The organism is Bacteroides sp. OM05-10AA (assembly GCF_003439055.1).
Classification (GTDB): domain Bacteria; phylum Bacteroidota; class Bacteroidia; order Bacteroidales; family Bacteroidaceae; genus Bacteroides; species Bacteroides intestinigallinarum.
The window spans coordinates 1-12,515 of record NZ_QSUR01000043.1 but is presented as its reverse complement, the minus strand read 5'-3'; the positions used below and the strand labels follow the sequence as shown (position 1 = coordinate 12,515).

7 protein-coding genes and 1 tRNA gene are annotated in these 12,515 nt (G+C 38.1%); 4 read left to right on the top strand and 4 right to left on the bottom strand.

The window, feature by feature from the left end; translation table 11 throughout:
- Positions 1-35: 35 nt before the first annotated feature.
- From DXB58_RS23745 to gyrA, 4 genes are all read right to left on the bottom strand, one after another.
- Positions 36-251, bottom strand: coding sequence for a hypothetical protein (locus DXB58_RS23745; protein WP_122138457.1), 216 nt, complete (start codon positions 249-251; stop codon positions 36-38).
- Between the two features lie 2 nt (positions 252-253).
- Positions 254-484 (bottom strand): hypothetical protein, encoded by a 231-nt coding sequence (locus DXB58_RS23740; RefSeq protein ID WP_147338747.1) that lies wholly within the window; start codon positions 482-484, stop codon positions 254-256.
- A 247-nt stretch (positions 485-731) separates the two neighbouring features.
- Positions 732-1,946 (bottom strand): lipopolysaccharide assembly protein LapB, encoded by a 1,215-nt coding sequence (locus tag DXB58_RS23735; protein ID WP_008999638.1) that lies wholly within the window; start codon positions 1,944-1,946, stop codon positions 732-734.
- A 32-nt stretch (positions 1,947-1,978) separates the two neighbouring features.
- The gene (gene gyrA / locus DXB58_RS23730; RefSeq protein WP_122138455.1) at positions 1,979-4,555 is read right to left on the bottom strand and encodes a DNA gyrase subunit A; all 2,577 of its coding nucleotides are present in this window, start codon (positions 4,553-4,555) and stop codon (positions 1,979-1,981) included.
- Between the two features lie 357 nt (positions 4,556-4,912).
- Here gyrA and DXB58_RS23725 point away from each other — a divergent pair, with 357 nt between their 5' ends.
- The 4 genes from DXB58_RS23725 to DXB58_RS23710 all read left to right on the top strand — a co-directional run bounded on the left by DXB58_RS23725 (position 4,913) and on the right by DXB58_RS23710 (position 12,243).
- The gene (locus DXB58_RS23725; protein WP_122138454.1) at positions 4,913-7,441 is read left to right on the top strand and encodes an ATP-dependent Clp protease ATP-binding subunit; all 2,529 of its coding nucleotides are present in this window, start codon (positions 4,913-4,915) and stop codon (positions 7,439-7,441) included.
- Between the two features lie 134 nt (positions 7,442-7,575).
- On the top strand, positions 7,576-9,621 hold the full coding sequence (gene htpG, locus DXB58_RS23720) for a molecular chaperone HtpG (protein ID WP_004306065.1): 2,046 nt from the start codon (positions 7,576-7,578) through the stop codon (positions 9,619-9,621).
- Positions 9,622-9,792: 171 nt separating this feature from the next.
- Positions 9,793-12,090, top strand: coding sequence for a patatin-like phospholipase family protein (locus DXB58_RS23715; protein ID WP_004295962.1), 2,298 nt, complete (start codon positions 9,793-9,795; stop codon positions 12,088-12,090).
- Positions 12,091-12,169: 79 nt separating this feature from the next.
- Positions 12,170-12,243, top strand: a tRNA-Arg gene (locus DXB58_RS23710).
- Positions 12,244-12,515 lie beyond the last annotated feature (272 nt).

Here is a 12,515-nt window from a genome sequence, read left to right as displayed (position 1 = left end):
AATAATAATAGCTTTAATTTGTTCATTTGTAAGTTTCATTTTATTATTTGATATTTAGGGTTAGTAATTTGCTCATATTTAGCAAGAAATAGTTTATCAGGGTTATAACATGACAAAGTATCACGCAATTTTTCAGCCTTACGGATAGTATCAAATTCACCAAGTTGAAAGGAGGTAATTTGTTCCTGACTAGCACGAAAAAGCACATCAATAGTTACTTTAAGTAAGTATTCAGGTTGTTCTTTAGGCATAATTAATCAATTAAATGAGAAGTACAAATATAATGAGAAGTGCAAGATATTTTTTTGCAAATAGCACGAGCTTCAAGTATAGAAATACCAAATAGCGAGAAGGAACCAGCAGGCACAAGGACAGTTTGACGTTTACCATCAATAACACGAGCAAACACACGATTCACAGTAAAATCAAAATCACGAGGACGTTCAAACTCAACCTTCATGTTTTTTCGTTCACGAATTTTCATATTAAACAGATAAATTAAAAAATTAAACCAATGACTTAAACAGTCTTTAAATATCGCACTGCAAAGAAGGGAATAATTAATATTATGTTTAATAGAAAAGGGGTAATATAATAACCTTACTCCTTTTTCTATTTTTATTTAAATGAAGAAATTTACCTGTTCCACTCAAGTCCATATCAAATAATTGAATAAAAAAAAGAAGGCTACTAGAAATAGTAGTCTTCTTATATTTTTTCAGAAAACGATCTTACTTCATCATCTTATCGATTTCTTCGAATTCAGGTCCCATATTCAAGTTATAGTAAACTCTGTAAAGACCTTGCAACCATAAATCCTGTTGATCGGGTTTTAAAGCTCTGGCTTTTTCATAGAATGGTTTAGCTTCTTCGTAGAATTTCTTAACCACAGCTTGTGCTTCAGCATACTTAGGATCATTGATATCTGTTGTTGCTTTATCAGCATAATCCTGTGCTTTCATCAAATATACCAAACCTACATTAGAGTATGCTTCTGCATATTCCGGATCAGCAGCAATCGCTTTTTTGTAGTATTCGATTGCATTATCATATTCTTTCATATTATGATAAAGATATGCTTTTACATACAAATACAACTTGTTATTCGGATCATTAGCTAACATTCTATCAGCAAACTCCATAGCTTTAGAAGCTTGATTAGAGCTATTATAATAATCAACCAAATTAGCGAAGAAATAATCATTTCCAGGGAACTTAAGAATACCCTCTTCCAAAGACTTAATCCATGCAGCAGTATCACCTTTAGCCTTGTAAGCATCAGCCATCAACTGCATAGCAAATTTACCACCATCTTTATCAGATAAAGCTGCAGGAGCATATTTAATGATTGCATCTTTATCACCTACTCTATCAGCTGCTAATGTTGCGTAATAAGCAATTTGCGGAAGAAGAGTATCGTTTTTAGCCAATTCTTTATCAGCTAACATTGGATAAGAAGCTGACTCCACATAGGTTGCAAAGAACTTCAAAGCTTCTTTATTCTTGTCCAGGTTGAAATACTGAATACCACCATTAATCAAATTAGGACGTTCAGCCAACATACTGGAAGCATTAGCCTTCCGATATTTGTTTTTAACTTTTCCCTTTTCATTAGGTATTTCCGCCAATTCATCACACTTATTATAGTACTCATACATTTTCAGAATACTATTGTATACTTTCAATGTATCATACGGTTTCTTCAAAAAAGCATTTTTCATTTGCTCCTCGTTGATACGTCTCTGAATAAATCCAGCAACGTCCCATGTGTCAGCAAGATCCTTCGTTTCAGGATTCTTCATAGCCTCCTTAATAAGCTGTTCAGCCTGCTTAAAATTAGGTTTTACGTCATTAGCCATACTCTTTGCTTCTTTCACATTCTTCATCTGAGCGAATGAGAAGCTAACAGCCATCAATAAAACCATAGAAAATAATACTCTTTTCATGATTGTTGTTTGATTAATTATTAATATTATGTCTATTCCTCAATTTCGTTATTGCTTTCGTTTTCATTTACGTCCGCTGCATCATCAATATCAGGAGCATCAGCATTCGGATCACTCACGATTGTACCCTCTGCCTCTTCTGCCGGAATTTCATCTTCAAGACTTTCTGTCATAACCTTACATACCGAACCAATCTGGTCGTTACGTTTTTCAAGATTTATCAGACGAACGCCTTGAGTAGCACGGCCCATTATACGAACATCCGCTACCTTCAAACGAATAGTGATACCAGACTTATTGATAATCATCAAGTCATTTTCATCGGTTACCGACTTGATTGTTACCAACTTACCTGTTTTTTCGGTAATATTCATGGTCTTCACACCCTTACCTCCACGGTTCGTTTTACGATAGTCTTCAATTTCAGAACGTTTACCATATCCTTGTTCGGAAACTACCATTACAGATTCTATCTCCAAATCTTTGATACAAATCATTCCTACTACTTCATCCTGACCATCATTATCCAACGTAATACCACGTACACCTGTTGCTGTACGTCCCATTACACGAACTGCTGCCTCATGGAAACGAATTGCACGACCATTGCGGTTTGCAATGATGATTTCATTATTTCCATTCGTCATACGAACTTCAATTACGCTATCATCTTCGCGGATAGTTATAGCATTTACACCATTCTGACGAGGACGAGAATACTGTTCAAGCAATGTCTTCTTTATTACACCTTTCTTAGTACAGAATAATACATAGTGGCTATTGATGAACTCGGAATCCTCTAAACTCTTCACACGCAAGTATGCAGTTACATTATCATCCGAATCAATATTCAACAAGTTCTGAATAGCACGGCCCTTAGAATTCTTCGTTCCTTCAGGTATTTCATATACTTTCAGCCAATAACACTTACCCTTTTGTGTAAAGAACATCATGGTATTGTGCATGGTAGCAGGATAAATATGCTCTACAAAGTCTTCATCACGGGTTTCCGTACCTTTCGAACCTACTCCACCACGATTTTGTGCACGGAATTCGGTCAACGGTGTACGTTTAATATAACCCATATGAGAAATTGTAATAATCATCTGATCATCTGCATAGAAGTCTTCCGGATTAAATTCTTCTGAAGAATAAACAATTTCAGAGCGACGTACATCTCCATATTTCGCTTTGACTTCTAACAATTCCTCTTTCATTACCCGACGACATACTTCATCATCAGCCAGAATACTTTCCAAATAAGCTATCTGCTTCATTATTTCTTCGTATTCCGCATGAAGCTGATCCTGCATCAGACCGGTTAACTGACGCAAACGCATTTCTACAATTGCACGAGCCTGAATTTCTGTCAGGTTAAATCGCTCAATCAAGCCTGTTATTGCGTCATTCGGAGTTTTTGCAGCACGAATGATACGAATTACTTCATCAATATTATCTGAAGCAATAATCAAACCTTCAAGAATGTGCGCACGCTCTTTCGCCTTACGAAGATCGAACTGAGTACGACGAATAACAACTTCGTGTCTATGCTCAATGAAATATTTAATTAAATCTCTTAGATTCAACGTTTTTGGACGTCCATGAACCAAAGCCACATTGTTAACGCCAAAAGAGGTCTGCAAAGCTGTCATTTTATAGAGTTTATTCAACACTACACTTGCATTTGCATCACGTTTTATGTCAATAACAATACGCATACCATCACGGTCAGACTCATCGTTGGCATTTGAGATACCTTCTATCTTCTTATCATTTACAAGATCAGCAATATATTTAATCAGTTCGGCCTTATTTACATTATAAGGAATCTCTGTTATTACGATCTTGTCATGTGTTTGTCCGCTTTCAATTTCAGCTTTCGCACGCATAATTACACGTCCGCGACCTGTCAAATATGCTTCGCGTACACCACTCACACCATATATATATCCGCCAGTAGGAAAATCCGGTGCTTTAACAAATTCCATCAGTTCCTCTACCGTAATTTCCGGATTATCAATATATGCATCACATGCTTCAATCACTTCTGAAAGATTATGAGGAGGCATATTGGTAGCCATACCAACAGCAATACCGGATGCTCCGTTCACCAGAAGGTTCGGGATACGCGTCGGCATCACCTTAGGTTCCACCAGCGTATTATCAAAGTTAGGCTCAAAATCAACGGTTTCCTTATACAGGTCATCCATCATTGCTTCACCCAACTTATTGAGACGAGCTTCTGTATAACGCATAGCAGCAGGGCTATCACCATCCACAGAACCAAAGTTTCCCTGTCCATCTACCAAAGGATAACGCATTGCCCATTCCTGCGCCATACGTACCATTGCAAAATAAACAGAAGAATCCCCATGAGGATGATACTTACCAAGTACCTCACCCACGATTCTCGCAGACTTTTTATAAGGTTTGTCTGAAGTATTGCCTAATTCCATCATTCCGTATAAAATTCTACGGTGAACAGGCTTAAATCCATCTCTAACATCCGGAAGGGCACGCGAAACGATGACCGACATGGAGTAGTCAATGTACGATGACTTCATTTCCTCCTCGATGTTAATCTTTATAATTCTGTCTTGTTCAAGCATTTAAAATGATTATTAATTATACATTCTACGGTTTGTGAAAAACCACGCTAAAGTACTACTTTTCCCCGATATACGAAAGTTTTTAGAAAGAAAGTTTTATCATGACCGGGACGATAACCCGCCAAACTTTAAAATACGAAAATAAAAAGATAAAAACGATAAATATAATATGGAAAGATAAATAACATCGGTAAAAAAGAGCCTGTTATTTGTTATACCTTATATATATAATACAAATACACTGTTTTTATGGCACGCCATTTGTAGATATAAGAAATAAAGCAAATATTGCAATACAAACTTGATTAAATGCGTATATTTGCCAGTGAATAACCCTTAGAAGAAAAGGAAAAAAGTATGAATAATCAATTCTCACAAAGAGTTTCCGACATTATCGTCTATAGTAAGGAAGAAGCGAATCGGTTGAGAAGTAGGTATATAGGTCCCGAACACCTGCTTCTGGGAATACTCCGTGACGGTGAAGGAAAAGCTATCGAGATATTGTCTAAACTCAACACCAATCTGACTGCTATAAAGCAACAGATTGAAGCTCAGCTGAAGGCAGAAGCTGATGATATGTTATTGCCTGATGCAGAGGTACCGTTATCTAATGATGCGGCAAAGATATTAAAAATGTGTATTTTAGAAGCTCGTGGAATGAAAAGTAACATCGCTGATACAGAACATGTATTATTGGCTATTTTAAGAGAAAAAAACAATATGGCGGCTTCCGTACTTGAAGCAAACGATATAAACTACGTGAAAGTACTGGAGCAAGCTACATTGCAGCCGGATATCAATTCCGGCATGGGCTTTTCGGAAGACGATGAGGATGACGAAGAAATGTCTTCTCCTCGTTCCGGCAGAGGTGGCTCGGATGAACGCCAACAGGCACAAACCGCTTCCAAGAAGCCGTCTAATGATACGCCGGTACTTGACAATTTCGGTACTGACATGACAAAAGCGGCAGAAGAAGGACGGTTGGATCCTGTTGTGGGCAGAGAAAGAGAAATCGAACGTTTAGCGCAGATATTAAGTCGACGCAAAAAGAATAACCCAATTCTGATTGGTGAACCCGGTGTAGGAAAATCAGCGATTGTTGAAGGTCTTGCATTGAGAATCATTCAGAAAAAGGTTTCGCGTATCCTGTTTGATAAACGAGTCGTTGCTCTTGACATGACTGCTGTTGTGGCAGGAACAAAGTACCGTGGACAATTTGAAGAACGTATCCGTTCCATTCTCAATGAATTGCAGAAGAATCCGAATGTTATATTATTCATTGATGAAATTCACACGATTGTAGGCGCAGGCTCTGCAGCAGGCTCTATGGATGCCGCCAATATGCTAAAGCCAGCATTGGCAAGAGGAGAAATACAATGTATCGGTGCCACCACTCTTGATGAATATCGTAAGAATATTGAGAAAGATGGCGCATTGGAACGTCGTTTCCAAAAAGTAATCGTAGAACCGACTACTGCTGCCGAAACTCTGCAGATTTTGCGTAATATCAAGGATAAGTATGAAGATCATCACAATGTGTATTATACGGATGAAGCATTGGAAGCATGTGTCAAGCTGACAGACCGCTATATCACAGATCGTAATTTCCCTGATAAAGCCATTGATGCTTTAGATGAAGCCGGCTCACGTGTACATCTTACTAATGTCAATGTACCCAAAGAGATAGAAGAACAGGAAAAGCTGATCGAAGAAGCTAAAAACAAGAAAAATGAAGCCGTAAAATCGCAGAATTTTGAACTTGCAGCCAGCTTCCGTGATAAGGAGAAAGAACTTTCTATCCAATTGGATGAGATGAAAAAAGAATGGGAAGCCAATCTAAAAGAAAACAGGCAAACTGTTGATGCAGAAGAAATTGCCAATGTTATCTCAATGATGTCAGGCATTCCAGTACAGCGAATGGCACAGGCCGAAGGCATCAAGCTAGCAGGTATGAAAGAAGATTTGCAAGCTAAAGTCATCGCACAAGACACAGCGATAGAAAAGCTGGTCAAAGCTATTTTGCGAAGCCGTGTAGGACTCAAAGATCCTAATAAGCCCATTGGCACGTTTATGTTCTTAGGTCCGACAGGAGTTGGTAAAACTCACTTAGCAAAAGAGTTGGCCAAGTATATGTTCGGTTCTGCCGATGCACTGATTCGTATCGATATGAGTGAATATATGGAAAAGTTCACTGTTTCACGCTTGGTTGGAGCACCTCCGGGATACGTAGGATATGAAGAAGGTGGCCAGCTGACAGAAAAAGTGCGCCGTAAACCATACTCTATTGTATTGCTTGATGAAATAGAAAAAGCACATCCGGATGTATTCAATATCCTGCTTCAGGTAATGGATGAGGGTCGTCTGACTGACAGTTATGGCAGAATGGTAGATTTCAAAAATACCGTTATTATCATGACTTCCAATATCGGAACCCGCCAGCTGAAAGAATTTGGACGTGGTGTTGGTTTTGCGACACAAAGCCGCCTGGATGATAAAGAATTCTCGCGAAGTGTAATACAAAAAGCTCTAAATAAATCATTCGCGCCTGAATTCATCAATCGTGTAGATGAGATTATCACGTTTGATCAACTTTCTCTGGAAGCGATAACAAAGATTATAGATATAGAGCTAAAAGGATTGTACGATAGAATAGAATCTATTGGTTACAAGCTTGTTATTGAAGATAAGGCGAAAGAATTCATCGCTAGCAAGGGATATGACGTACAATATGGCGCCCGTCCTTTGAAGCGCGCAATTCAAACCTATCTGGAGGATGGTTTATCCGAGCTCATCATTTCCTCGTCTTTAAAAGAGGGAGATACTATTCAAGTAACCCTTAATGAAGAAAAAGGCGAATTGGAGATGAAAGTTGTTTCTCCGGAATAGAGTTATTTCCTGAATAAGAAAATAATTTAATATGCCATAATGTCAGACCTTCGGGTCTGGCATTTTTTTTGTCTCTATATGGACAAATATCAATTAAAATTAATCAATAGATAAACTAAAAAAATATACGTATTATGCAAAAAGGTAATATTGGGGTTACAACAGAAAACATTTTCCCTATCATTAAAAAGTTTTTGTACAGTGACCATGAGATTTTTCTGCGCGAGTTAGTATCCAATGCGGTAGATGCCACTCAGAAGCTGAATACGCTTGCTTCTATTGGCGAATTCAAAGGTGAACTGGGTGACTTAACTGTTCACGTTGAATTAGGCAAAGATACTATTACCATTTCTGACCGTGGTATCGGTTTGACTGCAGAAGAAATAGAGAAGTACATCAATCAAATAGCTTTCTCCGGAGCTAATGACTTCCTAGAGAAGTATAAAAACGATGCAAATGCCATTATCGGACATTTCGGACTTGGCTTCTACTCTGCCTTTATGGTTGCAAAGAAAGTGGAGATTATCACTAAATCATACAGAGACGATGCAAAAGCCGTAAAATGGACTTGTGATGGCAGCCCTGAATTCACTATTGAAGAAATAGAAAAAGCCGACCGTGGATCAGATATCATCTTATACATTGATGACGACTGCAAAGAATTCCTCGAAGAAGCACGTATCTCCGAACTTCTGAAGAAATATTGCAGCTTCCTTCCTGTTCCTATTGCATTTGGAAAAAAGAAAGAATGGAAAGATGGCAAACAGGTAGAAACGGCTGAAGATAATATAATCAATGATACCACTCCTTTGTGGACACGCAAGCCTAGCGAACTTTCGGATGAAGATTACAAATCATTCTATAGCAAGCTATATCCGATGTCTGATGAACCACTCTTCTGGATTCACCTGAATGTGGATTATCCATTCCATCTGACTGGTATCCTCTACTTCCCGAAGGTAAAGAGCAATATTGAATTAAATAAGAACAAGATTCAGTTATATTGCAATCAAGTATATGTAACAGACTCTGTTGAAGGCATTGTGCCGGACTTCCTGACTTTGTTACATGGAGTAATAGATTCTCCGGATATTCCGTTGAACGTTTCCCGTTCATACTTGCAAAGCGACTCAAACGTGAAGAAGATTTCAACTTATATCACCAAGAAAGTTTCCGACCGTTTGCAGTCTATATTCAAGAATGATCGTAAGCAGTTTGAAGAAAAGTGGAACGACTTGAAAATATTTATCAATTATGGAATGCTCACACAAGAGGATTTCTATGATAAAGCGCAAAAATTCGCCCTTTTCACCGATACAAATGACAAACATTACACATTCGAGGAATATCAGACCCTTATTAAAGATAACCAGACAGACAAAGATGGAAATCTAATCTATCTGTATGCAAATAACAAGGACGAACAATACAGCTATATTGAAGCTGCAACCAATAAAGGTTACAATGTCTTGCTCATGGATGGCCAGTTAGATGTAGCTATGGTAAGTATGTTGGAGCAAAAGCTTGAGAAATCCCGTTTCACGCGTGTAGACAGTGATGTTGTTGACAATCTGATTGTAAAAGAAGACAAGAAAGGTGAAACTCTGGAAGCCAACAAACAAGATGCAATCACAACAGCCTTCAAGAGCCAATTGCCTAAAATGGATAAGGTTGAATTCAATGTGATGACGCAAGCGTTGGGAGAAAATTCGGCTCCGGTCATGATTACTCAAAGCGAATATATGCGTCGTATGAAAGAAATGGCAAATATTCAAGCCGGAATGAGCTTCTACGGCGAAATGCCTGACATGTTCAATCTGATCCTGAATTCAGACCACAAGTTGATAAAACAAGTATTGAATGAAGAAGAGAATGCCTGTCAAGCAGAAGTAGCTCCGATACTCTCCGAAATGGATAACGTCAACAAACAACGTAATGAGTTGAAAGACAAACAGAAGGATAAAAAGGAAGAAGACATCCCAACAGCTGAAAAAGATGAATTAAACGATCTCGACAAGAAGTGGGATGATCTGAAAAGCAAGAAAGAAGCTATCTTTATCGGCTATGCAAGCAATAACAAAGTTATCCGCCAGCTTATCGATCTGGCCTTACTTCAAAACAATATGTTAAGAGGTGAAGCTTTGAATAACTTCGTAAAACGTAGCATTGAGCTGATTTAATATCGCCCCTTTAAACATTACACATACTTCAAGAAAGAGCATTCAACGTTAAATACACGTTGTAATGCTCTTTTTCAATTTAAAACGATCGGCAAAATATCGATTAATTGAAAAGTATTGTATATATTTGAACACTTAATAGACAAAAAATTCAATTGTTTGATTTGGGTTATGAGAAAGATTTTTTTAGTGTTCATTACTTTATGGCTGATTATCCCGGCTATCCATGCCCAAAAAGTAGGACTTGTATTAAGCGGTGGTGGCGCCAAAGGAATGACGCACATCGGCATCATTCGCGCATTGGAAGAAAACAACATCCCTATTGACTACATTGCTGGTACTTCCATGGGAGCCATTATCGGCTCCTTGTATGCCATGGGATACTCTCCTGATGACATGGTAGAACTACTCAAATCGGAGGACTTTAAACGATGGTATTCCGGAGAAGTGGAAGAGAAATACGTATATCATTTCAAAAAGAATCTTCCCACTCCCGAATTTTTCAATATTCGTTTTTCATTCAAAGATTCACTGAAGAGTTTAAAACCTCAATTCCTGCCTACCAGTGTTGTCAACCCGATTCAAATGAATCTCGTGTTTGTTGACCTATATGCACGTGCTACGGCCGCTTGTAAGGGAGATTTTGATAAACTTTTTGTTCCTTTCCGTTGCATTGCGTCCGATGTGTACAATAAAAAACAGTTAGTCATGAAGGAAGGAGATTTAGGAGATGCCGTCAGAGCTTCCATGAGCTTTCCTTTCATGTTTAAACCCATTGAAATAGACAATGTACTGGCCTACGATGGAGGTATCTATAATAACTTTCCCACGGACGTCATGAGAGATGATTTTCATCCGGATGTCATTATAGGAAGCGTTGTATCCACCAATCCCACTAAACCCAAGGAAAATGACCTCATGAGTCAAATTGAGAATATGGTGATGCAGAAAACCGACTATTCTATTCCGGACTCTATGGGGATTTTAATGACGTTCAAATATGACAACGTCAACCTGATGGATTTTCAACGCATCGACGAATTACATGATATAGGATATAATCGAACCATCAGCATGATGGATTCTATCAAAAGCCGTATCCATCGGCGTGTGAATCTGGACAATATTCGTTTAAGGAGAATGGTATACCGTAGTAATTTCCCGGAACTACGTTTTAAAAATATCATCATTGATGGAGCTAATCCACAACAACAGGCATATATGAAGAAAGAATTTCATAAGTCAGATAACAAAGAATTCACCTATGAAGATTTAAAGCAAGGTTATTTTCGATTGCTATCAGATAAAATGATTTCAGAAATCATACCGCATGCAATTTATAATCCGGAAGATGACACCTATGATCTGCATTTAAAAGTCAAACTGGAAAACAACTTTGCTGTACGGCTGGGAGGTAACATATCCACCTCCAATTCGAATCAGATCTACCTGGGACTTAGTTATCAGGACTTAAACTACTATGCCAAAGAGTTTATTCTTGACGGGCAACTTGGAAAGGTATATAACAACGTGCAATTTATGGCAAAAATAGACTTTGCCACTGCCATTCCTACCTCGTATCGTCTTATAGGTTCGATCAGTACTTTCGACTATTTTAAAAAGGACAAACTTTTTTCGCGAAATAACAAACCGGCCTTTAACCAGAAAGACGAACGTTTCTTGAAATTACAGGTTGGATTACCTTTCCTTTCGAGCAAGCGAGCAGAGTTTGGAGTAGGAATTGCAAGAATAGAGGATAAATATTTTCAAAAAAGTGTCATTGACTTCGGAAATGACAAATTTGATAAAAGCCGCTATGATTTATTTGGTGGATCAATTAGTTTTAATGGAAGTACTCTTAATTCCAAACAATATCCTACACGTGGATACAGAGAAGCCCTTGTAGCCCAGATTTTCGTTGGAAAAGAACGATTCTATCCGGGCGAAGGAAGTACGACCAGTAACAACAAAGATCATCACTCCTGGCTGCAATTATCTTATATGAAAGAGAAATATCATAATATGAGTGAACATTGGGTTTTAGGATGGTATTTGAAAGCCCTGTATGCCTCCAAAAACTTCTCTGAGAACTATACGGCCACAATGATGCAAGCTGGAGAGTTTTCTCCTACATTACATAGCAAATTGACTTACAACGAAGCCTTTCGTGCCAATCAATTTGTCGGAGCCGGCATTCGGCCTATTTACCGTTTAAGCCAGATGTTCCATCTTCGAGGAGAATTTTATGGTTTTATGCCTATTTATCCAATCGAAAAAAACTCGTTGAATAAAGCATATTACGGAAAAGCTTTCTCCAAGTTTGAATATTTAGGAGAAATTTCTGTTGTATGTCAATTGCCTTTTGGAGATATCTCTGCATATGTAAATCATTATAGCTCACCGAAAAGGGAGTGGAATGTCGGACTAAGTATAGGTTTACAACTATTCAATTATCGGTTCATAGAATAATTTTCTACAAAAAAAGTCGGTGAAAAGCTTGCTAATTCGGGAAAAGTCCGTATCTTTGCACCCGTTAAAACAAAATAACGGTCGCGTAGCTCAACTGAATAGAGTAGCTGACTACGGATCAGCCGGTTACAGGTTTGAATCCTGTCGCGATCACGAAATCCTCTGCATTTGATGCGGAGGATTTTTTTTCCCCCATTTCATCGAAGAAATTAGCTATAACTAAACTAAAAGATTCAAAAGTCAGCCATTATAAACAAGCGATACATCCCCTCATATCTTTTATTTTCAATTCCCCCTTCACCTTTCTTCCGGGTTCCCTATAAATAAGTCGTTTACGGGTGAAGGGCCACTCTTACACAGCCTTTTTCACCTTGCTTGGAAGTAAGCGTCTCCGCGATTCTATATAGTGTATTAAAATAAAAAGG

Coding starts and splice junctions, on each gene's coding strand:
- DXB58_RS23745 (WP_122138457.1), bottom strand. CDS start 251: ATGCCTAAAGAACAACCTGAATACTTACTTAAAGTAACTATTGATGTG.
- DXB58_RS23740 (WP_147338747.1), bottom strand. CDS start 484: ATGAAAATTCGTGAACGAAAAAACATGAAGGTTGAGTTTGAACGTCCT.
- DXB58_RS23735 (WP_008999638.1), bottom strand. CDS start 1,946: ATGAAAAGAGTATTATTTTCTATGGTTTTATTGATGGCTGTTAGCTTC.
- gyrA (WP_122138455.1), bottom strand. CDS start 4,555: ATGCTTGAACAAGACAGAATTATAAAGATTAACATCGAGGAGGAAATG.
- DXB58_RS23725 (WP_122138454.1), top strand. CDS start 4,913: ATGAATAATCAATTCTCACAAAGAGTTTCCGACATTATCGTCTATAGT.
- htpG (WP_004306065.1), top strand. CDS start 7,576: ATGCAAAAAGGTAATATTGGGGTTACAACAGAAAACATTTTCCCTATC.
- DXB58_RS23715 (WP_004295962.1), top strand. CDS start 9,793: ATGAGAAAGATTTTTTTAGTGTTCATTACTTTATGGCTGATTATCCCG.